We start from the raw sequence: 26,106 nt of genomic DNA, 5'->3' as shown, positions 1-26,106 counted from the left end.
TTATTCCATTGGAAAAAGGAATGAAGACCGGGGAGCAGATACTGGCCGAAGGGTGCGGCAGGGGAGACAATGCGGCCCGCAGGGAGCTGTACGACCGTTACGCCGCTCTGCTGCTGGGGCTCTGTCAGCGTTATGTGGGCGACCGCGCGACGGCCGAGGATGTGCTCCACGACGCCTTTCTGAAGATTTTCGGCGCCATCGGCCGCTTCCGCTACCGGGGCGAGGGGTCGCTGCGGGCATGGATGGAGCGCATTGCGGTCAATACGGCGCTCGAGCATCTGCGGCGCGAACGCCGTCTGGGCGAGGTGCGGCTCGAGGAGAGCCGTGCGCTGCCCGCGGCCGCGGAGCCCTCAGACGACGAGGTGGCCCGCATCCCGCGCGAGGTGCTGCTGCGCCTTGTCGGCGAGCTTCCCGACGGCTACCGGACGGTCTTCAACCTCTTCTGCATCGAGGGATACCCGCACCGCGAGATTGCCGCCATGCTGGGCATCAACGAGAAGAGCTCCTCGTCGCAGCTGGCCCGGGCCCGGGCGCTTCTGGCGCGGAAACTCCGCGCGTGGTTGGATACGCATGAACTATGAAACGGAACAGGGATTGGACGGATGAACTGCGGCGCAGCGTGCGCGAAGCGGGGGTGCAGCCCTCCGAGGAGGTGTGGGCACGGTTGGAGCGTGAGCTCGGAGCAGCCCCCCGCCCCTTCGCGCCGGCGGACCTTCGGGACGCATCGGAGCGGAGCGGCCGCGGCGCCGGAGGCTCTCTGCGATGGCTGCGCCCGGCGGCTGCGGCCGCACTGCTGGCGCTGCTGGCCGGAGGAGGCTGGCTGCTTTACGACCGGAGCGGAGCATCCCGAGGCTTGCCTCCCGCATCCGGACCTCGCGACGGCGAGGTTGCGGCACTCGTTGCGGAGCCGGTATCGGGTTCGGCATCCGACGTCCGGTCGGTGCGGGGCGGAGCGGACGGGCAAGAGGATTCGAACCGGGACGTGATGATTTCTGCTGCGGAACGGAGCCCTTCAACGGGTCGGAGCAATCCGTCGCGGCAGGCTGCAGGGGCCGTAACATCCCGGAATGCCGGGATGGCGGAGCGCCTCCGTGCGGCTCTGCATTGGCCCGGGAGCGAGACGGAGTCCGTGCCGGCAGAGGGGGCACACGCGGAGAAGCCGCTTGGGACGGGGAGAGCCCGGGCTGAGCGTTTCATGGAACGGTCCCTCTCGAAGAAGCCGCTTTTGGCCGTGATGAGCCGCGTGGAGGCGCCTGTCGTGGAGCCGCTGCCGGCGCTGGCCGTGCGGAAGCAGGGTAGTGCCGCTTCCCCTGCAGTCTCTCCTGCAGCCTCTCCTGCGGCGGTCCCGGTTGCGGTTGGCCGCCCGACGCAGACGCCTCTGCGTTCCGAACCCTCCCGACGCGTGGAACCGTCCCGTCATCGGGAGCCTGCGGCGGACGGCAGGTCGGGGTATCCGCCCCGGCAGGAGGCGGCGTGGACGGAGCGGGATGCGGCCGCCGAGCGCGGCTCCCGCCGCATGTCGTTCGGCGCCTTTGCCTCGGGTGCGCCCGAGGCTGCCCGGACCACCGGTGCGGCTCCGCTCCCCGCAACCTACGCAGCACTGGTTGCTCCGGTGAGCAACGACGTGGTGTTGGACCACCGTTTCGAATACCCCGATAACTCCACATGTTCGTTCCGCCACCATCAGACGCTGAGCTTCGGCCTCTCGTTCCGCTATGCGCTGCCTTACGGGCTCTCGCTCGGCAGCGGAGTCAACTACTCGCTGCTGCGCTCCGACGTGAAGCTGCGCATCAGTTCGGAGGATGTGGGCCAGCAGCTTCACTTCATCGGCATTCCGCTGCGCCTCGACTGGCGCTTCCTCCAGCGCGGCGGCTTCTCCTTATATATTGGTGCGGGGGTGATGGCCGAGATGTGTGTCGCCGCCCGTTTTGGCTCGACGGCGGTGCACGAACCCGGCCTGCAGTGGTCGGTCGGCGGCGCCCTGGGTGCGCAGTATGACCTGAGCCGCCGCGTGGGGCTCTACTTCGAACCCGACCTGGCGTGGTACCTGACCCGGACGCGCCTTACGACCGCGAGGACCGATTCGCCGCTCGACCTCACGCTTCGTCTGGGCTTGCGCTTTTCATTCTGAAACAGCACACTTGCGTTTCCTTATGCTTTGCACCCCGTCTTCACAGGAGGCGGGGTGTCCGTTTGTGCTTATGATGTGTAAGAAGAGACGAGCAAACCGTACCGAAACTGTTACGGTTCGGATTAAAATTGATATTTTCTATTGCCCGTTCGATTTTTGTTATTATTTTTGTCGTTATAACATACGAAAGAGGCCATAAACGAAAAGCAGGCACTCGAAAGCGCCTGCTGTGTAGTCCCGAAAGGAATCGAACCTTTATCGTAAGAACCGGAATCTTATATTCTATCCATTGAACTACGGGACCGGGACTGCAAAGATGCAAAAAAAATTTTAATTACGCGAAAAAAATGCGAGAAAAAGAAAATAATTGGGAGCGTATCGAAGCCGTCATCAAGTGGGCGAACATGACTACCAACTATTTCGCCCGCTACATCGGCCTCGCGCGCGGAGAGAATCTCTACCAAATCAAGCGGGGCAACAACGGCATCTCGTTCGACGTGGCCAACCGCATCGTGGCCAAGTTCCCCCAAATCGACAAACTGTGGCTGCTTACGGGTGAGGGTCAGATGTTTGCCGACTCGCGCGAGCGGGGCGCCCGGATTCCCTTCTACGACGTCGATGTCGAACAGGGGCTCGCACAGCTCGCGCGGCTCAAGAGCGACGAATGGCTCTGCCTGTCGTTCGCCCGTCCGGTCGAGAGCGACTTCGCGATGGTCTACCGCGGTCGCGCCATGGGAGACTCCATCCCCCCCGAAACGGTCGTTCTGCTCAAGCGCATCGACCCCGAAGCGATTATTCCCGGCGAAGAATATGCGATTGTAAGCCGAAAAATTGTAACTTTGCGCATAGTACGTGCCGCCGAGCAGGAGGGTAAGCTCCGCCTGGTGGCCGTCAACCGCGCGAATTACGACGACATGCTCGTCGACATGAACGATTTGGATGCCGTTTATCGCGTGAACGGCAAGTTGATAATCAATTATTGAGCAAGATATGTTTTCAGGCATAGTGGAGCGTACGGCCGAGGTGGTTGCCATCCGCACGGACCGTCAGAACAAGGACTTTACGCTGCGGGCCGACTTCTGCAGCGAACTCAAAATCGACCAGAGCATCGCCCATAACGGCGTATGTCTGACGGTTGTGGACATCAAGGAGGACACCTATACCGTAACGGCGATGAAGGAGACGCTCGACAGGAGCAACCTCGGGCTGCTCCGTGTGGGTGATTTGGTCAACCTCGAGCGTTCGATGAAGCCCGATGCACTGCTCGACGGCCACATCGTTCAGGGACATGTCGACCAGACGGCCGTCTGCACCGAAAAGAGCGATGCCGACGGCAGCTGGTACTTCAAGTTCGAATACAAGCCCCAGGGCGGCGGTCTCTGCACCGTCGAGAAGGGTTCGGTGACGGTCAACGGCGTGAGCCTGACGGTCTGCGACTCGACCCCCACGTCGTTCCGCGTGGCGATTATCCCCTATACGTTCGAACATACGAACTTCTGCCGTATCGAGCCCGGTTCGGTGGTCAACCTCGAGTTCGACATCATCGGCAAGTATATTGCCCGTCTCATGCAAAACTACATGAAGTCATGAAAATCTGCATCAAAACCAAGGAGGGCGCTTCGCTGATTATTGGTCTGATTTCGGCCCTCTGCGTCGCCGCGTGCATGCTTCTGCTGCACGGGGTGTGGTGGATGGCGCTCTGCGCCGCGCTGATTGTCTTCGTGGTGATGGCGCTGCTGGCACTCTTCATCATCCGCAAATACGTCGCCTACAAGCTCAAGCCGATTTACTCGATTGTCCTCTCGCGCGACGTCCATACGCGCGAGGTGCTCTCTGAACTGCGCGACAAGCACGTGGAGAACATCGGCGAGGAGCTCACCGCCTGGGCCGACACCAACGACAAGGAGATTGCCCGTCTGAAGGAGGCCGAGCGCTTCCGCAAGCAGTATCTGGGCAATGTGGCCCACGAGCTGAAGACCCCGATTTTCAACATCCAGGGCTACATCTCGACGCTGCTCGACGGCGGGCTGGAGGACGAGCTGATTAACCGCAAGTACCTCGAGCGGGCCGAAAAGAGCATCGACCGGCTGATTAACATCGTCAACGACCTCGATACGATTTCGAAGCTCGAGAGCAACATGACGCGCATGAAGATGGAGCAGTTCGACGTGGTGGCGCTGGCCAAGGAGATTGCCGAGCAGGCCGAAATGGAGGCCGACCGCAAGCACATCCGCATCCAGGTCAAGGGGGCCGACAACCTCCCCTCGCCCTTCTGGGTGCTGGCCGACAAGCACTTCATCGGTCAGGTCTTCGTCAACCTGATTATCAACTCGATTCACTACGGCAAGGAGGGCGGTCTGACGCGCATCCGCTTCCGCGACATGCTCGACAAGATTCTCATCGAGGTCGAGGACAACGGCACGGGCATCGCCCGCGAGGACATTCCGCGCGTCTTCGAGCGCTTCTACCGCACCGACAAGGCGCGTTCGCGCGAGCAGGGCGGCACGGGCCTCGGACTGGCCATCGTCAAGCACATCATCGAGGCGCACGGCGAGCGGATATCGGTGCGCAGCGAGCTGGGCGTGGGCAGCACCTTCTCCTTCACGCTCAAGAAGGTCGATGTCTCGGACGTGAAATAAATCGTGCGGGAGCCGGGCGGCGGAGCGCTCCCGAGCTCCCGTTTCCGCAATCTGTCTGTCGGGGGACGCTGTCTCCCTTCTGGATGCGGCCCTTGACGCCGGCCTTGGCCGCAGTCGGGCCTGCGTCCCGCAAAAAAACTAATGTAGCAACTCTAAAACCCCGTTTTCTGTCGTGTTGAGTATCGTTTGGGATTTCAATCCCGTCTTCTTCCGGATTGGCGATTTCGATATCCGGTATTACGGACTGATGTGGGCGCTGGCAATTCTGGTCGGCGCCAAGCTGTTCGACAACTTCTGCAAACGCGAGGGGCTCCCTTCGAAGGTCTCGGAGTCGATTTTCATCTACGGCACGCTGGCCACCATCATCGGTGCACGCCTGGGCCACTGCCTCTTCTACGACACGATGGAGTATCTGAGCCGTCCGTGGACCATCATCACCGGCTTCCGCGACGGCGGCATGGCCAGCCACGGCGCCGCCATCGGCCTGCTCATCGGCTTGTGGCTCTTCTCGCGCAAGAACAAACTGCCCTACATCTGGTCGCTCGACCGCATCATGATTGCCGTGGGCATCGGCGGTGCGATTGTCCGCATGGGCAACCTCTTCAACTCCGAAATTTTCGGCACGGCGACCACCCTCCCGTGGGGCTTCGAGTTCGTGCGTTCGGCCAAGTGGGTGAACGAGTTTGCCCCCCAGGCGGTCCATCCCACCCAGATTTACGAGGCGCTCTGCTATGTGGCCACCTTTGCGCTGCTGGCATGGCTCTACTACCGGCGTGATTTGGTGCGTCGCCGTCCCGGGGTGCTCTTCGGCATCGGTCTGCTCGGCATCTTCCTCACGCGCTTCCTCATCGAATTCATCAAGACCGAGCAGGAGTCCTTCGAGGTGGGCTGGGCGCTCGATATGGGACAGTGGCTCAGCATCCCCTTCATCCTGCTGGGCATCTACATGATTTACCGCGGCTATTCGCGTCCCGAGGTGACGGTGCAGTCGACGAAGAACCCCGCCGCAAAGAGCGCCGCGGCCAAACCCGAAAAGAAGCATAAGCGATGAACGGCAATTCGATGGTCGAGCAGGTCAACCGCCTGGTTGGCAATCTGCTCGCGGCAAACAGCGTGGTCTGGCTTCCCGATGTGGGCACGCTCCGCGTCGAACGTCAGGCGGCCCGGCGGCTCTCGCGCCGGGAGGTGCAGCCCCCCGTGCGGCTGGTCAACTTCTCCTCGCAGCGCAGCGGTGAGTCGCTCGTCGATGCCATTGCCCGTGCCGCCCGGTGCGACCAGGCGACGGCCGAGGATATCTATGCGCGCTGGCTCTCCCGCGTGCGGACCGAGAACGGAGTGGTGATGGAGGGGGTCGGCGAGTTGAAATTCAAGAACTTCACCCCCGACGAAGCCTTCGACCGCCGGCTCAACCCCCAGGGCCGCAGGCCCATGCGGGTCCACACGCCGCGCCGGCTCGACTGGAGCGTCTGGGTGGGGCTCGTTGCGGCGGTGCTGGCCGTCGGAGGGCTCGTCTACCAGTTCGGTCTGGAGCGCAATCCGCTCGATGAGCCCGAAGCGGAGTTCGTCGAGGCCTCCGTGCCGGCCGCCGGCGAGGCGCTCGCTGCCGGCTCCGTTGCGGAAGATGCAGCTGCCGGCGAAGGTGGGGTAGTTGCCACCGGGAACGATGCCGCTGCCGCAACCGGCAATGCTGCCGGAACGAATGCCGCCGTGGCACCCGCCGATGCGGCTGCAAAGGGGGCTCCGACCGGGGCTCCGGCTCCCCGTCCGGCCGAAGTGGCCAACCCTTCGGTTTCCGCACCTGCCGCATCCGCACCCGCCGCATCCGCACAGCCCTCTGCGCAGGTAGCTGCCGCGCCGGAGCCCGCTGCACCGGCCGGCGAGCCGCTCCGCATGACCTCGAAGCGTCACTATGTGGTGCTGGGTGTCTACTCGACGCTGGAGAATGCCGAACGGGCCGCCGCGATTGCCGCCAAAAAGGAGCCGGCCATGCGTTGTACGGTCTATCGCTTCGGCGGCAAGTTCATGGTTTCGCCCTTCGAGTCGGATGACGTCGAGGCGAGCCGTCAGTTCATGCGCGCCGGCCGCAGCGCCTTCCCGGAGATGTGGGTATACTCCGCAAAATGAGCCTTTCGGAGCTGATAATCAAAGTTGTCGACTGGTTTTACGTGAAGCCGGTCGCGGCGATTCTGCCCCGGCAGACCTACCGTTATGCCGTCTGCGGCGCAGTCAACGTCGTCTTCGGATGGGGATGCTACTTCCTGGCCTACAACTATCTGTTCGACAAGCAGCTGCTCGATTTGGGGCTCGTCGTGCTCACGCCCCACGTGGCCACGATGTTCTTCATCTTTCCGTTCACCTTCTTTTCGGGATTCTGGCTCAACCGCCACGTCGCCTTCCGCCGCTCGCCGCTGCCGCGGGACACGCAGCTCTTCCGCTACCTGCTCTCGGTGCTGGGCTCGGTGGTGGTCAACTACCTCTGTCTGAAACTTTTCGTGGATGTGTGCGGCTTCTGGGCAACCCCTTCGCAGATGCTGGCCTCGCTCATCACGATGGTCTACAGCTATCTGGCGGCCAAATACTTCACCTTCCGCCACGCCGCCGAGGAGTGACCTCCTCGCGGCTTCCCTTCTGATCGGATGATTAGGGCCGGTACGACGCGTCGGCCGCCGCTTTAGTGGCTCTTCCGCTCCTCGCGCAGCTTCTGCAGTTCGTACATCCGGTCGCGGAACTTCGCCGCAGCCAGGAAGTCGAGCGACTTGGCCGCCCGCTCCATGTCCGCCCGCGCCTTGTCAATCAGCGCGTCGATGTTCTCGCTCGCCGCGTAGCTCTTCTGGATGTCGGCCGCACTCATGTAGTGCTCCTCCGCAATGGGGTAGACCGTCGGCGTCGATTCGCCCGTGGTTCTGCCCGCCAGCAGCGTGCTCTGTCCCGAGCCGCTCTTCTGCGCCTTGCGGGGCAGCATGCCGTGCTCCATGTTGTAGCGCACCTGGATGTCGCGGCGGCGGTTGCTCTGCTCGATGGCGTAGCGCATCGATTCGGTGCAGGTGTCGCCGTACATGATGACGTTGCCCTGCGCATGGCGGGCGGCGCGGCCCGCAATCTGCGTGATGGAGCGCACGTTGCGCAGAAATCCCTCCTTGTCGGCATCGAGAATCGCCACGAGCGCCACCTCCGGCAGGTCGAGCCCTTCGCGCAGCAGGTTGACACCCACCAGCACGTCGAACATGCCGGCCCGCAGGTCCTCGAGAATCTGGATGCGCTCCAGCGTGTCGACATCCGAGTGGATGTAGCGGTTGCGCACACCCACGCGGTCGAAGTATTTCGACAGCTCCTCGGCCATCCGCTTGGTGATGGTCGTCACGAGAATCTTGTCGTCGTGCTTGACCCGGCGGTCAATCTCCTCCAGCAGGTCGTCTATCTGGTTGAGCGTCACGCGGACCTCGAGCGGCGGGTCCACAAGCCCCGTGGGGCGAATCAACTGCTCGACGACCACACCCTCGCTCTTCATCAGCTCCCAGTCGGCCGGCGTGGCGCTTACGTAGATGGTGGTGCCCTGCAGCTGTTCGAACTCCGAGAAGGTCAGCGGCCGGTTGTCCTTCGCCGCCGGGAGCCGGAATCCGTATTCGACCAGATTCTCCTTGCGGGCACGGTCGCCGCCGTACATGGCGTGCACCTGCGGCAGCGTGACGTGGCTTTCGTCGACCACCATCAGGTAATCCTGCGGGAAGTAGTCCAGCAGACAGAAGGGGCGCGTTCCGGCGGCGCGGCCGTCAAAGTAGCGCGAATAGTTCTCGATGCCGGGGCAGTAGCCCAGCTCCTTAATCATCTCCACGTCGTACTCCACGCGCTGCTTGAGCCGCTGCGCCTCGACCATGCGGCCCGACTGCTCGAAGAATTCGACCTGCTTGCCCAGGTCGAGGTAGATTTGCTGCACGGCCGAGTTGATGCGCTCCTTCGTGGTCACGAAGAGACTCGTGGGGTAGAGCGTCAGCGAGTCGAGCGAGTGGATGCGTTGTCCCGTGACGGGGTCGATGCTCTGGATGGCCTCCACCTCGTCGTCGTAGAACATCACCCGGAAGCACTGGTTGCCGAACTCTCCGAAGGCGGCCATGATGTCCACCGTGTCGCCGTTGACGCGGAACGTGGCGGGCTCGAGCTCCCGCTCGGTGCGCGTGTAGAGCGCCTCGACGAGCTTGTAGAGGAAGTGCTTGTAGCTCACCACCTGACCCACGCGGATGTTGATGGCCGTGGCGTGGAAGTCGGCCGGGTTGCCGCAGCCGTAGAGGCACGAGACGCTCGAGACGACGATGATGTCGCGCCGCCCCGAGAGGAGCGTGGCGACGGTGTTCAGACGCATCTTCTCAATGTCGGCATTGATGGAGAGGTCCTTTTCAATATAGGTGTCCGTCGAGGGGAGGTAGGCCTCCGGCTGATAGTAGTCGTAGTAGGAGACGAAGTACTCGACGGCATTTTCGGGAAAGAAGTTCTTGAATTCGCCGTAGAGCTGCGCCGCAAGGGTCTTGTTGTGGCTGAGCACCAGCGTCGGACGGTCGAGCCGGGCGATGACGTTCGCCACGGTGAAGGTCTTGCCCGAGCCGGTGACGCCGAGCAGGGTGTTGTGCTTCGAGCCGTGCTCGATGGCGCTCACGAGTTGGTCGATGGCCTCCGGCTGGTCGCCCATGGGGGCATAGTCCGATACAAGGTTGAAGTTCATGGGAGCAAAGTTAGTGAAGAATTCATAAAACGGAGACTCGCGCCCCATTATTTTGTCCGCGGCGCCCTCCGGACGGGGCGTCGCAGACGGCGGGCGCAAAGAAATCGGGAGCCGACGGTCGAGCTTTCTGAATTGTTTCGTATCTTTGCCGGTATGATTGACAGGGAAACGGTAGACCGTATCTATGCCGCCGCCAACATCGTGGACATCATCGGCGACTACGTCACGCTCAAACGCAAGGGTGTGAACTATACGGCGTGCTGCCCGTTCCACAACGAGAAGACCCCCTCGTTCATCGTCTCGCCGGCCAAGGGGCTCTTCAAGTGCTTCGGCTGCGGCAAGGGCGGCAATGCCGTCACCTTCCTCATGGAGCAGGAGGGCATCTCCTATCCCGAGGCGCTGAAGATGGTGGCCAAGCGCTACGGCATCGAGGTGCACGAGAAGGAGCTGACGGAGGAGGAGGTGCGGCGCAACGACGACCGCGAGTCGATGTTCGCGCTCAACAGCTGGGCCGCCGCGTACTTCGCCAATTACCTCCACAACGAGCCGGAGGGGCGCAGCGTCGGCTTGAGCTACTTCCGTCAGAAGCGCGGCATGACCGACGCCACGATTCGCAAGTTCGGGCTGGGCTTCTGCCCCGCCCGGGGCGACCGCATGTCGAAGGATGCCCTGGCGGCGGGCTACAAGCGGGAGTTCCTCCTCTCGACGGGCCTTTCGCTGGCGCGCGAGAGCGACGGCTCGCTCTACGACCGCTTCCGCGACCGGGTCATCTTCCCGGTTCACAATATTTCGGGACGCATCGTCGCCTTCGGCGGCCGCACGCTGCGCACCGATAAGCAGGTGGCCAAGTACCAGAACTCGCCCGAGAGCGAAATCTACAGCAAGAAGCGCGAGCTGTACGGCCTCTACTTTGCCAAGAAGGCGATTCAGCAGCAGAACTTCGCCATCATGGTCGAGGGCTACACCGACGTGATTTCGATGCACCAGGCCGGAGTCGAGAACGTCGTTTCGTCGTCGGGCACCTCGCTGACAACCGACCAGATTCGGCTGCTGGGGCGCTTTACGAAGAACATCACGGTCATCTACGACGGCGACTCGGCGGGCATTCACGCCTCGCTGCGCGGCATCGACATGATTCTGCGCGAGGGGATGAACGTGCGGGTGGTGCTGCTGCCCGAGCCCGAGGACCCCGACTCCTTCGCCAGGAGCCATACGGCCGAGGAGGTGCAGGGCTACATCCGCGACCACGAACGCGACTTTCTGGAGTTCAAGGCCGAGCTGCTGCTGAAGGATGCCCAGGGCGACCCCATCAGGAAGGCGGCGCTCATCGGCGACATGGTCACCTCCGTAGCCCAGATTCCCGACCCGATTCAGCGTTCGGTCTACATCAAGGAGTGCGCCCGCATCATGGACATCGACGAGAACCTCCTCATCTCGGAGGTGGCGCGCAAGCGCATCTCGACCACGGGCGACCGCGAGGCCGACGACTTCCTGCGGCGGCAGAGCGCGCGGCAGCGCTCCGAACAGGAGGTGCAGCCCGAGGTGCAGTATGTCCAGCGCGTCGAGGCGGGGAGCAGCACCGAGGCGCTCGAGCGCGAGCTGGTCAAGTACCTGCTCAAGTACGGCCACTGCTCGTTTGACTTCAAGGAGGGGCGCAACATGGTCCCCTGCAACGTGGCCGAGGTGATTTTCGCCGAGCTCGATGCCGACAACCTGAGCTTCCGCAACCCGCTCTACAACCAGATTCTGGCCACCTACCGCGAACACTGGCAGGAGCTGGGCACGGGGGTCGAGGTGCCGGTGCACTACTTTCTCAACCATCCCGACCCGGAGGTGTGCAACGCCTCGGTCGACATCCTCACCTCGGACGACAACTACGTCGCCTCGGAGTTGTGGAAGCGCAAGGAGGTGCATGTCGAGAGCGAGGCGGAGATGCTGGCCGTGGGGGTGCCCAAGGCGGTGATGCTCTACAAGTCGAAGGTTATCGATGGGTTCATCAAGGAGCTGCGCGCGCAGCTGGAAAAGGGAGACCTCAGCGAGGACGAGACCTCCGAAATCATGCAGCGCATGACGCGGCTCAATGCGGCAAGGGTCTCGATTTCCCACAAGTTGCAGCGGACGATTTTGTAGACGGAAGGCCGGGGTGATAAAAAAGGGGCGGAGGCCCGGCGGTGCATGCATTGGAGCACGCGACGTGTGCAAACAGAATAGATAAGGGTAGGACATGTACGGAACATATCCGGTGGGGAGCAGACTCCCCGGGCCGGACATCCGCCCCGAAGTAAAAATGACAACAATTGTGCCGATATGGCGGAACAGAAGAAGATAAACATACGCAACAAGCGCGCGACGTTCGACTACGAGATTCTCGAGGAGTGGGTTGCGGGTGTCGTGCTGGTGGGCACGGAAATCAAGTCGATTCGGGCCGGCAAGGTCTCGATGACCGACTCCTACTGTTATTTCGACAAGGGGGAGCTGTGGATTCGCGGCGTCAACATCGCCGAGTACGACTGGGGCACCTGCAACAACCATGCGCCGCGCCGCGACCGCAAGTTGCTGCTCACGCACCGCGAGCTGGAGAAGCTCGCACGTGCGTCGCAGGACCGCGGACTGACCATCGTCGGGCTGCGGCTTTTCCTCAACGAGCGGGGGCTTGCGAAAATTGTCATCGGACTGGCCCGCGGCCGCAAGTCCTACGACAAGCGCGAATACCTCAAGGAGAACGATGCGCGCCGCGAGATGGACAAGGCGATGAAGGCCTACAAACGGTAGCTGCGCCGCGCGGCGGCGGGGTGCACCCGTCGTCCGCGCGCACGGATGACGACACGGACAGGAAAGGATGACGGAAGATAGACGATTCAAGGCTCTGTTTTTCGATGTCGACGGAACGCTGGTGAGCTTCCGCACGCATCGGGTGCCCGACTCGGCCCGCGAGGCGCTGTGCGAGGCGCACGAGCGCGGCGTGAAGCTCTACATCGCCACGGGACGCGCGGCGAAGGACCTCGAGGTGCTCGAGGGGATTCCCTGCGACGGCGTGGTGGCGCTCAACGGTTCGCACTGCGTGGCGGGCGACGGCCGTACGGTGGGCAGCGTGCCCATCCCCCGCGCGGATTTCGAGCATGCGCTCGCCCTTGCCGGGCAGTGGGGCTTCTCGCTGGCCTTCGAACTCGACGAGGGGCTCTTTGTCAACCGCCTTTCGTCCGCAGCCGAGGAGTGGGCCCGCCTGGTGGCCCATCCCGTTCCGGTGGAGTGCGACCTGAGGGAGCTCTTCGAGCGGTGCGAATGCCGCCAGATGTGCTTCTTCTTCGATGTGGCGACCGAGCGGCGGGTGATGGCCGAGCTTCCGGGACTGGTGGCTTCGCGGTGGTGCCCGATTTTTGCCGACATCAATGTCGCGGGGACCAGCAAGGCGACTGGGCTCGAGCTCTTCGCCCGTGTCGACGGGTTCACCCCGGCCGAGACGATGGCCTTCGGCGACGGGGGCAACGATGCGGCGATGCTGCGCGCGGCAGGTGTCGGCGTGGCGATGGGCAACGGCTGCGAGGAGGCGCTGCGCGCAGCGGACTACGTGACCGCGTCGGTCGACGACGACGGTCTGCGCCGGGCCTTCGAACACTTCGGCATCATCGGCCGGTAGGGGCCGGCGAGTCCGCAACAAAAAAGTGTGAATGAAAACGAAACAATGAATATATGGCACTGATACTCTGTATTGAAACCGGTACCGACATCTGTTCGGTCGGAATCGCCAAGGATGGCGAGTTACTGTCGCTCCGCGAGAGCGACGAGGGGCGCGACCATGCGCGCAAGGTGGGCCTCTTCGTCGATGAACTGCTGCGCGAAACGGGCATTGCGCCCGACGAACTCGATGCGGTGGCCGTCGGCAAGGGGCCGGGCTCCTATACGGGGCTGCGCATCGGCGTCTCCTTTGCCAAGGGGCTCTGCTACGGATTGCAGATTCCGCTGCTGGCTGTCGGTTCGCTCGATGCTCTGACTGAGGTGGCCCGCGAGGATTACGAGGCGGGCATCATCCGGGTCGACGACTGGGACCGTGCGCTGCTCTGCCCGATGGTCGACGCCCGGCGCATGGAGGTCTATGCGCAGGTCTTCGACAGCGAGGGACATCCGCTGAGCGAGGTCTCGGCCGAGGTGGTCGGCCCCGAGAGCTTCGCCCGCTTCCGCAGCGAAGGGCGCCCCTTCGTCATCTTCGGCAACGGCGCCCACAAGTGCGTTGAGGTGCTGCCCGATGCCCGTCTGGTGGAGGTGACCCCCTCGGCGCGCGGCCTGGCGCGGCTGGCGCAGCAGGCCTTCGACGAGGGCCGGCGGGAGGATGTGGCCTACTTCGAGCCCTTCTATCTGAAGGATTTCGTCGTGACGACCTCGAAAAAGAAGCTCTTCTGAGTGCGCAAGCCGGGGCGACGGGCGGACGAGGCTCGGTCCGGAGCGGCGGTAATCCTGCCGCAGGAAATCAAACAAGCGGGAGCAAAACCCATCAGGGTTTTGCTCCCGCTTGTTTATCTGCCGGCTCCGGCTATTCGAGGTCGCTCAGCTGGGCCTTGAGCCGCTCCTTGAACGCTGCGCCGATGTAGGGCAGCGAGTCGACCTGTTCGAGCAGCTGCGCCTTGTTCTGCTCGTAGGCGCGCAGGTGCTCCGCGGCCCGTGTCGGCTCCTCGACGATGAAGTTCGGCGTCTGCGAGACGGTGAGGTACTCGGTGGGAAGCATGATGTAGGGCTCCTGGCGGCCCTGCTCGGCCTTGAACTCGACCGTCAGCGCGAGGCAGCGCCTGAAGATGCCGCTCTTGCCGTAGAGCTCCTTCTGGCGTGCAAGGTCCTGGGGGGCGAACTGCAGCTCGACCGCGAGCGGTTCGCTGCAGGCGACCTCGCCCGTATGGATGACCGGTGCGAGCGTGTAGGGGTCGTAGCTCCAGGTGCCGGCTTCGGGGAAGCGCGAATAGGGGAGTTCGCGTTTGCCGATGCGCACCTTGGCGGGCGGGAACTGGGCCGGGAAGCGCAATTCGTAGCTCCGGCGTGCGGGGGCACCGTCGTAGCTGCCTCGGCGTGCGCCGATGAGCACCCGTATGCCTTGTTCGCTCTGTCTCTGAAGGATGTGCGTCGTGGCGTACTGCCCCTCGGTGTAGGCCGTGCTGTTGCCGTCATCCTCGTAGTAGTCCAGCTCGCCGTCGGCCCCCGGGATGAACTCCAGCACGAGCGTGTCGCACGGCTGCTGGAGGTTTCGGACCGTCGGGGGATTCATCGGCACGATGGACCCGGCGCGGAGATACCACGGATTCTCGGCGAGCGTGTAGTGGAGCGTGTCGCGGCGGTTGCCCTCGTGCATGGCTCCGGTGGCGCAGTCGTACCACCGCCCTGCGGGGAACCAGACCGTGCAGCGCGCCAGCCCCGTGACGCTGTCGACGGGTTCGGTGACGGCCGTGGCCAGAATGTCGTCGCCGAACATGTACTGCCCGCGGGCCCGGTAGGCCTCCTCCTCTTCGGGTGAGTCGTAGTACATCGGGCGGCAGATGCCTACGCCCGTGTCGTAGTTCTGGCGGGCGGCGTTATAGATATAGGGTGCCAGCGTGTAGCGCAGCCGGATGGCGTCGCGCATGGTGAAGAGGTAGTCGGGGAACATCCAGATGCAGCGCTCGATGCGGGAGTCCTTCGTGGCGTGGGTCTTGAAGATGGGGGTGAAGACGCCGTACTGCAGCCAGCGGGTGTAGAGCTCGGGGTCGGTGGCTTGCTGGTTGCGGTGGAACATGTGGCCGCCGATGTCGTGGCCCCAGTATCCGTAGTTGACGTTCGAGGCCGTAGCCGTGAAGTAGGGCAGGTAGGCCAGCATCTGCCACGTGGCGTAGGTGTCGCCCGAGAAGGCCAGCGGGTAGCGGTGGCTGCCCAGCCCGCCCCAGCGGTGGTAGATGAAGGGGCGCTGCGCGGGGTGTGCGAGCCGTGCATGCTCGAAGAAGGTGTGGTTGAGCCAGAAGGTGTTCGAAAGCCCCGGCGTGAAGCGGCTCTCCTTCCACTGCTGCCAGTCGAGCCACCAGAAGTCGACGCCGAGCCGCTCCATCGGCTCCAGCACGCACTTGAAGTAGGTGTCGGCCCACTTCTGCTCGTCGATGTGGAAGGGAATGCCCTTGCCCGGCTCCGTCCAGCCGTACTCCCGGGCAAAGGCGTCGTAGACCTCCTCGTTGGGCTGGATGCCCGACGCCGGATGGAGGTTGAGCGCCGTCTTCAGCTGCTCGCGGTCGGTCCAGCGGAGGAAGTTCTGCGGCGAGGGGAAGAGTTGCTTCTGCCACGTGTAGCCGGTCCAGCCTACCCGCTGCCCGTACTCGTCGAGCGTGGGGTCGTTCTTGCGCAGCCCCCAGGTCTCGTGCCAGTCCATGTCGACAATCAGCACGTCAATCGGGATGTCCAGACTGCGGAGCTTCTGCACCAGGTCGACGAACTCGTTGTCGGAGTACTGCCAGTAGCGGCTCCACCAATACCCGAACGTATACCTGGGGGGCATCGGCGCACGGCCGGCGACGAGCGCATAGTCGGCCAGCGCCTGACGATAGTCGTGGCCGTAGGCGAAGATGTAGAGGTCCTGCCGCTCGCCCTCGGGACGGGGGGCCACCCACCGGCCCCAGGCCGAACTGTCGGGCGTCAGCACGTGGCGTTGGCTGTCGTCCACCACGGCCCAGCCCGAGCGCGAGAGGATGCCCTGCTCGAGGGGCTCCTTGAGGCGGTCACCGTCCGCGCCGTCGAGCGTCCGCGCCGTACCCATCAGGTTGAGCGAATCCTCCATGCCGGGGTGCCAGGCCACCTCCTTCTTGCCGATGCGGAAGGCCACCTCGAGGTTGTCGGCCGTAAAGGGGCCGTCGTCTTTGAGGTAGGTCAGCCGCAGGGCCGAGGTGATGAGCGTGAGGCGCTTCTTGCTCTCGCGCACGTTGAAGTCGGGCACCTTCGTCTCGCGGTTGACGAAGGTGAGCGTGGCGCGGTCCTCGAAGCGGCCGTCCTGGCTCCACTCCATGCGGATGAGGCGGGGTGTGAGCACCGTAAAGCGGGCATTGCCGCAGACGACCACGGCGTTGGGGTCGGCCTTTGGATGCTCGGCCGCCGAGGCTCCAGGCAGGAGCGCCAGCGTGGCGGCAAGCAGAATAAGATGCAGGGGTTTCATGTCGGGAGTATCATTTATCCCTACAAAGATACGAAAAAATAGAAAACGAAACGCATCGCTGCACGTAATTTTGCAGCGATGCGTTGCTGTCTGCCGGTGAAAAGCGGCGGAGCTACCCGCGTTGGGCCGGGTCGGCGTGCGAAGCCTCGTCGGGCAGTGTGCGGAGCTCCTCGTCGGCGGGCTGCTCCTCGTCCGTAGCGCCGGCTGCCTCGAGCGTGCGGGCCGACTGCCGCCGCTTGGTCGGCAGCCCCAGCCGCCGCAGCCGCTCGCCCGTGCGGACGATGTTGTCGTTGCCCGTGTGGAGCCGCTTGTAGGCGTCGTCGTAGGCCTCGCGCGCCTTGCCCAGCGCTGCACCGACCCCCTCGAGCGACGTGGTGAAGGCGACCAGCTGGTCGTAGAGCTTGGTGCCGTAGGTGACGATGTCGGCCGTGTTGCGGCTCTGGGCGTTGCGCTTCCAGAGGTCGTCCACCAGCTTGAGCAGCGCGAAGAGGTTGGTCGGCGACGAGATGATGACCTTCTTTTCGTAGGCGTCCGCCCAAATCGTGGGGTCGTTCTGCAGCGCCGTGAGGAAGGCCGGCTCGTTGGGAATGAACATGATGACGAAGTCGGGCGACTCGACCGGGGGCTGCACCTCCCGGCAGACGAGCCGCTGGTACTCCTTGCGCCCCAGTTCGGTGACGTGCTGCCGCACCGAGGCCAGATGGGCCGCCAGGTGGCGCGCCCGCTCGGCCTCGCTCTCGGCCGAGGTGTAGTTGACGAAGGCCGTCAGCGAGACCTTCGAGTCGATGACGATGCACTTCCCCTCGGGCAGCCGCAGCACCACGTCGGGGCGGCGGTTGTTCCCCGCCTCGTCCTTGATGTTGAGCTGCGTCTGATAGTGCACGCCGCGGATGAGGTTCGAACTGTCGAGAATCGTTTCGAGAATCACCTCGCCCCAGTCGCCCTGCACCTTCGAGTTGCCCTTCAGCGCGTTGGTCAGATTGGTGGTCTCGGTGGTGATGCGGCGGTTGAGCTCCATGAGGTTCTTCAGCTCGTTGTGCAGCGCGCCGCGCTCCTCGTTCTCGTGGCTGTAGATGCGCTCGACCCGCTCGCGGAACTCGGCGATATTCTCCTTGAAGGGCTTGAGCAGCAGGTCGAGCGATTCCTTGTTGGTCTCCTTGAAGCGGCGCGACTGCTCGCCCAGCACCTCGTTGGCCAGGTTCTGGAACTGGAGGCGGAGCCGCTCCTCGCTCTTCTCGCGCTCGGCCTGCTCGGCGGCGCGCTCCTCGGCCGAGCGGCTGCGCAGGGCCTCAATCTCGGCGGCGGCACGTTCGCGTTCGGCCGCAGCCCGCTCGCGCTCGGCGGCCAGCGTGGTTTCGACGCGCATGCGCTCCTCGAAGCGGGTGCGCGCTTCGGCTTCGGCACGGGCGCATGCCTCGAGTGCCTCGGCCTTCTCGCGGTGCAGCCGTGCGACGTCGCGCCGCAGCAGCAGCACCGCCACGGCCAGTGCTCCGGTGGCCAGGCAGAGCACGACGATTGCAATGACAAGTATGGTGTTCATACATGCAAAAGTAGTGAATATTTCGCTTCGGCAACCCCCTCTCCGCCCCTTTTTGTCGCCGCCTCGGCTCCTGTCTCGAGCCTCGGCCTCTACGGCACGCCGGAGCTGCCGCATGCTCTTCGCCGTCGGGCGCAGGTGACCGGTTCGGGTCGTGCAGCTGCCCGAGCTGCACCTTTCCGCCCGCCGGCGGCGGAAAAGCCGGGCGAATCGGGCGGCCGGCACTTGCAGAGCCGGATTTGTTCGCTATCTTTGTAGCAGCAACCTTAAAAAACGACCAACCATGCAAAGAATCATAGCACCCTCGATGCTCTCGGCCGACTTCGGCCATCTGGACCGCGATACGCGGATGATAGACCGCAGCGCCGCCGAGTGGGTCCACATCGACGTCATGGACGGGGTCTTCGTCCCCAACATCTCGTTCGGATTTCCCGTGCTGAAGGCCATCCGCAAGGCCACGGGCAAGTTCCTCGACGTCCATCTGATGATTGTCGAGCCCGAAAAGTACGTTGCCCGCTTCGCCGAGGCGGGGGCCGACCTGGTGACCTTCCACTACGAGGCGACGTGCGACGTGCACGGCTGCATCGAGCAGATTCGCCGCAGCGGCGTTCGGGTGGGCATCTCCATCAAGCCGGCCACCTCGGTCGACGTGTTGTGCGACCTCCTGCCGCTGGTCGACGTGGTGCTGGTGATGAGCGTCGAGCCGGGCTTTGGCGGACAGTCCTTTATCCCCGAATCGCTCGACAAAATCGCCCGCCTGCGCACGCTGGTGCAGGAGCAGGGGCTCGAGACGCTTATCGAGGTCGACGGCGGCATCTCGTCGCGCAACGCCCGTGCGGTGTTCGATGCCGGTGCCGAGGTGCTCGTGGCCGGCAGCGCCGTCTTCGCCGCCGCTGACCCCGAGGCCGAAATCGAGCGGATGCTCTGCGTCTGAGCCTGCATCCCGCCTGCCGGCCTCCGGCCCCGCCTCTCGTTTTGTCGCCTTGCGGGGTGATTTCCGCTTCGCCGGGGGCGGATTGTCGGGAGAAATCGCTACCTTTGCGCTGTTTTTATTCCGATTATGATTTCGCTGGACAATCTTACCGTAAGCTACGGGGGCTGGACCCTCTTCGACAATATCTCGTTCCTGATTAACCCCAAGGACCGCATCGGTCTTGTGGGCAAGAACGGAGCGGGCAAAACCACGCTGCTGCGCATCATCACCGGCGAGCAGCTGCCCACCTCGGGTGCCGTGACCATCAACGGCGAGTGCACTATCGGCTATCTGCCCCAGACGATGCGCGTGGCCGACACCACGACGCTGGTCGAGGAGACGGCCAAGGCCTTCGACGAGGTGTTGCGCCTCGAGGCCGAAATCGCCTCGCTCACGCGCGAAATCGCCGAGCGCACCGACTACGAGAGCGCCGCCTACGAGCAGCTGCTTCACCGGCTCAACGACGCGCAGGACCGCTACCACATCCTCGGCGGCGAGACGCGCGACGCCGACATCGAGAAGACGCTGCTCGGTCTGGGCTTCCGCCGCGAGGATTTCGGCCGCGCGACGAGCGAATTTTCGGGTGGCTGGCGCATGCGCATCGAGCTGGCGAAGCTGCTGCTGCGCCGCCCCTCGATATTCCTGCTCGACGAGCCGACGAACCACCTCGACATCGAGTCGATTCAGTGGCTGGAGGAGTACCTGCGCAACTACAACGGCGCCGTGCTGCTCATCTCGCACGACCGCGCCTTTCTGGACAACGTGACCACGCGCACGGTCGAGCTCTCGATGGGCAAAATCTACGACTACAAGGTTCCCTACTCGAAATACGTCGTCCTGCGCGCCGAGCGCCGGGCGCAGCAGCTGGCCGCCTACGAGAACCAGCAGCGGATGATTGAGAAGACCGAGGAGTTCATCGAGAAGTTCCGCTACAAGCCCACCAAGTCGAACCAGGTGCAGTCGCGCATCAAGCAGCTGGACCGTCTGGAGCGGATTGAAATCGAGGAGGAGGACCTCGCGACGCTCAACATCAAATTCCCGCCCGCCCCCCGCTCGGGGCAGATTGTGGCCGAGGTCCGCGACGCCGGCATGTCGTTCGGTTCGAAGCATGTCTTCAGCGGCGCCAACTTCACCATCGAGAAGGGCGACAAGATTGCCCTGGTGGGGCGCAACGGCGAGGGCAAGACGACCATGGCGCGCATGCTCATCGGTCAGCTCACGCCCACCGAAGGCTCCATCCGTCTGGGTGCCAACGTCAACATCGGCTACTATGCCCAGAATCAGGACGACCTGATGGATGGCGACTTCACGGTCTACGATACGCTCGACCGCGTGGCCGTGGGCGATATCCGCACCCGCCTGCGCGACATCCTGGGCGCCTTCCTCTTCCGCGGCGAGGATATCGACAAGAAGGTCAAGGTCCTCTCGGGCGGCGAGCGGGCGCGTCTGGCCATGGCCCGCATGATGCTCGAACCGCGCAACCTGCTGGTGCTCGACGAGCCGACGAACCACATGGACATGCGCTCGAAGGATATCCTGAAGAGTGCGCTGATGAAGTACGACGGCACGGTGGTGGTTGTTTCGCACGACCGTGAATTCCTCGACGGCATGGTTCAGAAGGTCTACGAGTTCCGCGACGGCGGCGTGAAGGAGTATCTGGGCGGCATCTACTACTTCCTCGAGAAGCGCAAGCTCGAGTCGCTGCAGGAGATTGAGCGGCGCGACGCGCCGGTGGCGAAGACGGTGGCAGCACCCAAAACCGCGAAGGGAGGAACGGAGCCTGCCGCGGCGCCGCTCTCGGGCAAGGCCTCCTACGAGCAGCGCAAGGAGCAGGAGAAGCTGCTGCGCAAGCTGCGCAAGCAGGTGGAGGGCATCGAGGCGGAGTTGGCCGACATCGAGCGGCAGATTGCCGAATACGACGCCCGCTTTGCAGCCGGCGGCGCGTACAACGAGGCCGACTTCAAGGCCTACAACGACCTGAAGGCGCGCTACGACCACCAGATGCACGAGTGGGAGAAGGCCTCCTACGAGCTGGAAATTACCGAAGGCGAGTAGCTCCGCCGGGGGCGCTCATCCCGCACCGCCGCATGCTGCAGGCATCGGAGCGGGCCGCCCCGGAAACTCCATATCCCGAAACCGCGAAAAACACCAAACGACGATGGAAAATATCATTTTCGGAATACGCCCCGTGGCCGAGGCCATCGAGGCGGGCAAGCAGATAGAGAAGCTCTACATCCGCAAGGGTGCCGAGGGGGCGCTGATGACCGAACTGCGCGACCTCTGCTTCCGCCACCGGATTCGGGTGCAGGAGGTGCCCGTCGAGAAGCTCAACCGGCTGGTGCGGGGCAACCATCAGGGGGTCGTGGCGCAGATTGCCGCCATCGAGTATGTCGAGCTCAACGACATTCTGGAGCGGGTGCCCGACGACGAGACGCCGCTGGTGGTCCTCTTCGACGGGGTGACCGACGTGCGCAACTTCGGCGCCATTGCCCGCTCGGCCGAGTGCGCCGGGGCCCACGGCCTCATCGTGCCGCTCAAGAATGCGGCGCCGGTAAATGCCGAGGCGATTCGCTCGTCGGCCGGGGCGCTGACGACCATCCCGGTCTGCCGCGTAGGCTCCATCCGCAATACGCTCAAGCTGCTCCAGACGGAGGGCTTTCAGGTGGTCGCCGCCACCGAGAAGAGCCGCAAGCTGCTCTACGACGCCGACTTCCGCCGTCCGACGGTCATCGTCATGGGGGCCGAGGATACGGGCATCTCGAAGGAGGTGCTCAAGCTCTGCGACGAGCAGCTGGCCATCCCTCTCATCGGCCACATCGAGTCGCTCAACGTCTCGGCCGCGGCTGCCGTGATGCTCTTCGAGGTGGTCCGCCAGCGCATCGGCCAGTAGCCGTTTCCGCGTGCGGACAGTTCGCGTGCGCACGCTTTCGGGTGAGGCCCTTCCGGGTGTATCCTGCCGCTGCGGAGCTGTTGCGGGTAGCAGGGTAGCACACCCATGTGGGCGAGGGCTGTGTATCCCGCACACGAACAGAACATCCGATAACCCATAACCCAAGTGAATATGGAGCTGAAGCAGAAATTCCGAAACGGGCTGAAGGCGCTCCGCGAAGGGGCTGTCTCCGTCGTTCGCCGCCATCCGGTGGAGCTGGTGCTCTTGCTGGCACTCACCGTTACGATGCTTGTCTATCTCGAGCGGGAAGATACGCCCGCCTCGTGGGTGACCCTTCTGGGGTGGAGCGCGCTCGTGCAGCTCATTGTCAACCTGTTGGTCGGGCAGGGCCCCTGGCGCCGCATCTACTGGGTCGTCTGGCTGCCGTTCGTGCCGCTGGCGCTCTGGCCGGGGCTCCCCGAGTGGCTGACCACGCCGCGGGGACTCGTCACGCTGCTGGTGCTCACGCCGCTGGCGCTGCTCGCCTGCCGCCGTGCGCGGGAGAACCGGCAGTTTGTCTCCGACGTGGCGGTCTACCTGCGCTCGGCGGTTCTGGCGATGCTTCTCGCGTATGTTGCATACGGACTCTTCGAGGCGATTCTCTGGTCGACGGTCGTCATCTTCGGCTTCTCGTCCGATTCGGACGCATGGGTCGCCCGCCTCTCCTTGTGGCTCGAGATACTGAACCAGTTCTTCGTGGTGCCGGTGCTCTTTATGATGATGCTCGACCGCTGGCTCCATCGCGGCGTCTCCGGGGGGCGCATCCTTGAGGTGATGCTCAACTACATCTTCACGCCGGCCGTGGTCGCCTATGCGGCCATTCTTTACCTCTACCTGCTCAAGATTCTCTTCACGTGGCGGCTGCCCGACGGCGGTGTGGCCTATCTGGTCTTCGGCTTCACCATTGCGGCGCTGCTGGTCAAGGCGCTGCGCGAACTGCTCGCGCGGCGGACGCTCGACTGGTTCTACGACCGCTTCAGCTTTCTGTCGCTGCCGTTTGTCGCCTTGTTCTGGGTCGGCGTAGCACGGCGTGTGGGTGAATACGGACTGACCGAGATGCGCGTCTGGCTGCTGGCAAGCGGTGCGGTGATGTCGTTCTGCGTGCTGCTCTTCCTTTCGCGCCGGGCGGGACGCTACCTGTGGGTTGTGCTGGCGGCCATGGTCACGGCGGCCATGCTGCTCTACATTCCGCCCCTCGAACCTGCACGCCTTGCCGTTCGTTCCCAGACGCAGCGCGCCGAGCGTGCCGCTGGGCGGCTGGGCATCCTCACCGCCGGGGGACGCATAGACCTGGCCCGGTTTGAGGCCGACACGACGCAGCGCCGCACGTGCCGCGACCTTTACGAGGCGCTCGATTACCTCGAATACCGCGATACGCTCGCCATGGGCCGCTTCGGGGTCACCCCCGACGAGTTCCGCCATGCGGTTCCCTTTGCCCTTGAGGAGGAGTACGTGACGGAGGCCGGAACCGGAGAAGAGGAGTGCTGGGTGACGCCGTCGTCGAGCCGTCGGATTGAGGGAATTGACCGTTTCAGAACCTTCTATGCCGATTTCGACTATGCGAACGGCAGCTCCGGAGGCTTCTTTGTCCAGGATACGCTGCGCCTCGCCTTCGGCGATGACCGTCCCGATTTCCGGATTACGGGCGGCGCGTTGATGGAGCAGATGCTCCTGCGGGTGCACCTCGATGCGGCAAGCGCTACGGAGGAGGACTTCGAGCGTGAGAAGGACCGCATGCTCTTCTACGAGGATGACGACATTCTGATTCTCTTCTCGAGTGCCTGCTTCCGCCGCGATTCGGTCTGGAGGCTCGACCATGTTGCGGTCGACTGCGCCATGACCCGATAACCCTCCGACAACCAGACCGTCCGATGACCGAGCAGTGCACCATCATCCATCCCCGTCTGGGCGAGGTGACCCTCGCCCGCACCTCCCGTGCGCGGCGCGTCACGCTCTCGGTGCGGCCGTCGGGGGCCGTGCGGCTCTCCTATCCGTGGCGTTTCGCCCAGGCCCGGGCGCTTGAGTTCCTCGAGTCGAAGGTTGCGTGGGTCGAGGCGGCGCGCGAGCGGATGGCCCGCCGGCAGCCGGCCCTGTCGCCCGAACTGTCGGACGAGGAGCGTACGGCGCGCATCGAGGAGCTGCGCCGCGCCGCCCGCGAGGACCTGCCGCCGCGCATCGAGCGCTGGTCGCAGCTCACGGGCCTCCGCTATACGAAACTTACCATCCGCGCCTCGCGCTCGAAGTGGGGGAGTTGCACGGGGCAGAACCACATCTCGCTGAGCCTCTTTTTGATGACCCTTCCGGAACATCTGCGCGACTTCGTCATTCTCCACGAACTCTGCCATACGCTCCACCACAACCATTCGCCCCGCTTTCATGCGCTGCTCGACCGTCTGGTCGGCGGACACGAAAAGGCCCTCAACCGTGAGTTGAGGGCCTATACGACCGGTCGTTGAACCGACCCGGCCGGTCTCCCTCCGCCTGCCGGGCCGACCGGCAGGCGGATTGTCTGTTATCGGGTCGAATCTACCGACATCTTTTCGCGGCGCCAGGTCGTTGCGCAGAAGAGCGTGGCGAGCAGCGAGCCGATGACGAAAATCCAGAAGGTGGCGTTCCAGCCTCCCGCGCTGCTTTCGGCCACCGAGCCGATGACGATTTTGGCCAGCAGTGCATCTCCGAACAGATAGCCGAAGAGTCCGACGAAGCCGGCAGCCGTACCGGCGGCATTCTTCGGTACGAGGTTCAGCGCCTGGATGCTCACCAGCGCCACGGGGCCGTAGATGCAGAAGCCGATGACGCAGAGCGCCACGTAGACAATCGTGCGGCAGATGGCCGTCGGGTCGCCTCCGAAGCCGCCGGCGAGCAGCTGGGCCACGGCGGCAGCCTTCCAGTAGAGGAGGATTCCGAGCAGCACCAGCACCATGTAGAGCACGTTGGCCGGAGCGCAGCGCCCCTTGAAGAAGCGGGCCGAAATCCAGCCGCAGATGAGCGTGCCCGGCACACCGGCATAGTTGTGGAGCGAGAAGGCGAGGTTGCTCTGCGAGGCGTCCATGATGTTCATCTCCTGCAGGTAGACCGGAGCCCAGTCGCTGATGCCGTAGCGTACCAGATAGACGAAGGCGTTGGCCAGCGCGATGAGCCAGAGAATCTTGTTCTTGAAGATGTAGTCGACGAAGAGGCGGCGGAAGGGAATCTTCTCCTCCTCACCCTTGGCTGCCTTGACGGGCGAGTAGTCGTTGCGGTACTCGTCGATGGACGGCAGACCACACGACTGCGGCGTGTCGCGCAGCGCCCACCAGCAGAAGAGCGCCAGCAGCAGGGCGATGCAGCTCGGGAAGATGAAAGCGGCGCGCCAGGTGTCACCCCAGCCCAGCGCCACGAAGAGCCCCACACCCAGCGTGACGAGCAGGCCGAGCGACCCGCTGCCAATCGTGTGCGAGGTGTTCCAGACCGACATCTTGAAACTTCGCTCGTTTTGCGAGAACCAGTGTGCCATGATGCGGCCGCAGGGAGGCCATCCCATGCCCGAGAGCCAGCCGACGGCCAGCATCAGGATGAAGACCACCGTGACGTTGAGCCCCGGATTGGTGTGGCTGTAGGGGAAGAGTCCCGTGCCAATCATCAGCAGCGAGGAGAGAATCAGTCCGACGACCAGGAACTTGCGGGCGTCGGAGCGGTCCGAGAGGCTTCCCATGATGAACTTGCTGAAGGCGTAGGCAATCGAGATGGCCGAGCCGGCGATGCCGACGCTTGCCTTGTCGAGCAGCCCCGCCTCAATCATGCCGGGTGCGGCCAGCGAGAGGTTCTTGCGGACCAGGTAGTAGGCTGCGTAGCCGATGAAGGCGCCCAGAAAGACGCGCAGACGCATCTGGCGGTAGCGCTTGTCGATTTTGTCGGCCGGAAGAAGAGGCTTGGCGGCCGGTGGATTGAAAAAGCTGAACATGAGTCGGGTTTTCGTTCGAACGGGTCCGGCGGAACAATCCGGCGGACCCGTATCGGTTAATCGTTAATTGTAGAGGTACGGAAAGGT

General features: G+C 63.8%; 21 protein-coding genes and 1 tRNA gene. 17 read left to right on the top strand and 5 right to left on the bottom strand.

From position 1 onward, the window contains the following. Nucleotides 1-20: 20 nt before the first annotated feature. Nucleotides 21-581: an RNA polymerase sigma factor gene (locus tag C8267_RS02225; protein WP_087360782.1), complete on the top strand. Its 561-nt coding sequence runs from the start codon at nucleotides 21-23 to the stop codon at nucleotides 579-581. 821 nt (nucleotides 582-1,402) lie between these two features. Then, nucleotides 1,403-2,131, top strand: a complete 729-nt coding sequence (locus C8267_RS02220) for a hypothetical protein (RefSeq protein WP_158699667.1) — start codon at nucleotides 1,403-1,405, stop codon at nucleotides 2,129-2,131. Between the two features lie 232 nt (nucleotides 2,132-2,363). Here the strand turns inward: C8267_RS02220 and C8267_RS02215 are convergent. Further along, nucleotides 2,364-2,435: transfer RNA gene (locus tag C8267_RS02215), tRNA-Arg, on the bottom strand. Nucleotides 2,436-2,478: 43 nt separating this feature from the next. Between C8267_RS02215 and C8267_RS02210 the strand changes: the two genes are divergently transcribed. The 6 genes from C8267_RS02210 to C8267_RS02185 all read left to right on the top strand — a co-directional run bounded on the left by C8267_RS02210 (nucleotide 2,479) and on the right by C8267_RS02185 (nucleotide 7,379). Next, nucleotides 2,479-3,114: a S24 family peptidase gene (locus C8267_RS02210; RefSeq protein ID WP_106633484.1), complete on the top strand. Its 636-nt coding sequence runs from the start codon at nucleotides 2,479-2,481 to the stop codon at nucleotides 3,112-3,114. A gap of 7 nt (nucleotides 3,115-3,121) precedes the next feature. Then, nucleotides 3,122-3,721, top strand: a complete 600-nt coding sequence (locus C8267_RS02205; protein ID WP_087360776.1) for a riboflavin synthase — start codon at nucleotides 3,122-3,124, stop codon at nucleotides 3,719-3,721. After that, nucleotides 3,718-4,770: a sensor histidine kinase gene (locus C8267_RS02200; RefSeq protein WP_087360774.1), complete on the top strand. Its 1,053-nt coding sequence runs from the start codon at nucleotides 3,718-3,720 to the stop codon at nucleotides 4,768-4,770. The genes C8267_RS02205 and C8267_RS02200 overlap by 4 nt, the downstream gene beginning before the upstream one ends. Before the next feature lie 172 nt (nucleotides 4,771-4,942). After that, the gene (lgt, locus tag C8267_RS02195; RefSeq protein ID WP_106633483.1) at nucleotides 4,943-5,821 is read left to right on the top strand and encodes a prolipoprotein diacylglyceryl transferase; all 879 of its coding nucleotides are present in this window, start codon (nucleotides 4,943-4,945) and stop codon (nucleotides 5,819-5,821) included. After that, complete coding sequence (locus C8267_RS02190) at nucleotides 5,818-6,894, top strand: hypothetical protein (protein WP_106633482.1); 1,077 nt, start codon at nucleotides 5,818-5,820, stop codon at nucleotides 6,892-6,894. The genes lgt and C8267_RS02190 overlap by 4 nt, the downstream gene beginning before the upstream one ends. Next, the gene (locus C8267_RS02185; protein WP_106633481.1) at nucleotides 6,891-7,379 is read left to right on the top strand and encodes a GtrA family protein; all 489 of its coding nucleotides are present in this window, start codon (nucleotides 6,891-6,893) and stop codon (nucleotides 7,377-7,379) included. Before C8267_RS02190 ends, C8267_RS02185 begins: the two co-directional genes overlap by 4 nt. 62 nt (nucleotides 7,380-7,441) lie before the next feature. Here the strand turns inward: C8267_RS02185 and uvrB are convergent, their stop codons facing one another. Next, complete coding sequence (uvrB, locus tag C8267_RS02180; protein ID WP_087360766.1) at nucleotides 7,442-9,484, bottom strand: excinuclease ABC subunit UvrB; 2,043 nt, start codon at nucleotides 9,482-9,484, stop codon at nucleotides 7,442-7,444. Between the two features lie 153 nt (nucleotides 9,485-9,637). On the opposite strand from uvrB, the gene dnaG reads away from it, so the two are divergent. The 4 genes from dnaG (at nucleotide 9,638) to tsaB (ending at nucleotide 13,882) form a co-directional block, all read left to right on the top strand. Next, on the top strand, nucleotides 9,638-11,614 hold the full coding sequence (gene dnaG, locus C8267_RS02175) for a DNA primase (protein ID WP_087360764.1): 1,977 nt from the start codon (nucleotides 9,638-9,640) through the stop codon (nucleotides 11,612-11,614). Between the two features lie 177 nt (nucleotides 11,615-11,791). Further along, nucleotides 11,792-12,256, top strand: coding sequence for an SsrA-binding protein SmpB (gene smpB, locus C8267_RS02170; protein WP_087360762.1), 465 nt, complete (start codon nucleotides 11,792-11,794; stop codon nucleotides 12,254-12,256). Nucleotides 12,257-12,323: 67 nt separating this feature from the next. After that, entirely contained in the window at nucleotides 12,324-13,121 is a 798-nt protein-coding gene (locus tag C8267_RS02165; RefSeq protein ID WP_106633480.1) for an HAD hydrolase family protein, read from the top strand. Between the two features lie 53 nt (nucleotides 13,122-13,174). After that, nucleotides 13,175-13,882 (top strand): tRNA (adenosine(37)-N6)-threonylcarbamoyltransferase complex dimerization subunit type 1 TsaB, encoded by a 708-nt coding sequence (gene tsaB / locus C8267_RS02160; protein ID WP_106633479.1) that lies wholly within the window; start codon nucleotides 13,175-13,177, stop codon nucleotides 13,880-13,882. Between the two features lie 130 nt (nucleotides 13,883-14,012). Here tsaB and C8267_RS02155 read toward each other — a convergent pair whose 3' ends face one another. After that, complete coding sequence (locus C8267_RS02155) at nucleotides 14,013-16,637, bottom strand: glycoside hydrolase family 31 protein (protein WP_106633478.1); 2,625 nt, start codon at nucleotides 16,635-16,637, stop codon at nucleotides 14,013-14,015. Between the two features lie 112 nt (nucleotides 16,638-16,749). Further along, on the bottom strand, nucleotides 16,750-18,177 hold the full coding sequence (locus tag C8267_RS02150) for a DNA recombination protein RmuC (protein WP_106633477.1): 1,428 nt from the start codon (nucleotides 18,175-18,177) through the stop codon (nucleotides 16,750-16,752). 280 nt (nucleotides 18,178-18,457) lie between these two features. Here C8267_RS02150 and rpe point away from each other — a divergent pair, with 280 nt between their 5' ends. The 5 genes from rpe (at nucleotide 18,458) to C8267_RS02125 (ending at nucleotide 24,532) form a co-directional block, all read left to right on the top strand. Next, on the top strand, nucleotides 18,458-19,108 hold the full coding sequence (gene rpe, locus C8267_RS02145; RefSeq protein ID WP_087360752.1) for a ribulose-phosphate 3-epimerase: 651 nt from the start codon (nucleotides 18,458-18,460) through the stop codon (nucleotides 19,106-19,108). 126 nt (nucleotides 19,109-19,234) lie between these two features. Further along, on the top strand, nucleotides 19,235-21,202 hold the full coding sequence (abc-f, locus tag C8267_RS02140; RefSeq protein ID WP_106633476.1) for a ribosomal protection-like ABC-F family protein: 1,968 nt from the start codon (nucleotides 19,235-19,237) through the stop codon (nucleotides 21,200-21,202). Nucleotides 21,203-21,305: 103 nt separating this feature from the next. Next, the gene (rlmB, locus tag C8267_RS02135; RefSeq protein ID WP_087360748.1) at nucleotides 21,306-22,037 is read left to right on the top strand and encodes a 23S rRNA (guanosine(2251)-2'-O)-methyltransferase RlmB; all 732 of its coding nucleotides are present in this window, start codon (nucleotides 21,306-21,308) and stop codon (nucleotides 22,035-22,037) included. Between the two features lie 171 nt (nucleotides 22,038-22,208). Beyond that, nucleotides 22,209-23,924: a DUF4153 domain-containing protein gene (locus C8267_RS02130; RefSeq protein ID WP_106633475.1), complete on the top strand. Its 1,716-nt coding sequence runs from the start codon at nucleotides 22,209-22,211 to the stop codon at nucleotides 23,922-23,924. Nucleotides 23,925-23,947: 23 nt separating this feature from the next. Continuing rightward, nucleotides 23,948-24,532: a M48 family metallopeptidase gene (locus C8267_RS02125; RefSeq protein WP_087360744.1), complete on the top strand. Its 585-nt coding sequence runs from the start codon at nucleotides 23,948-23,950 to the stop codon at nucleotides 24,530-24,532. Between the two features lie 56 nt (nucleotides 24,533-24,588). On the opposite strand, the gene C8267_RS02120 is transcribed toward C8267_RS02125, so the two are convergent. Beyond that, a complete protein-coding gene (locus tag C8267_RS02120) occupies nucleotides 24,589-26,019 on the bottom strand; it encodes an MFS transporter (RefSeq protein ID WP_106633474.1) in 1,431 nt (476 codons plus the stop codon). Between the last annotated feature and the right edge of the window lie 87 nt (nucleotides 26,020-26,106).

Origin of the sequence: Alistipes sp. Marseille-P5061 (genome assembly GCF_900290115.1) — a bacterium.
Lineage (GTDB): Bacteria > Bacteroidota > Bacteroidia > Bacteroidales > Rikenellaceae > Alistipes > Alistipes excrementigallinarum.
The sequence above is the reverse complement of the archived record's forward strand: the minus strand, read 5'-3'. Positions and strand labels throughout refer to the sequence as shown.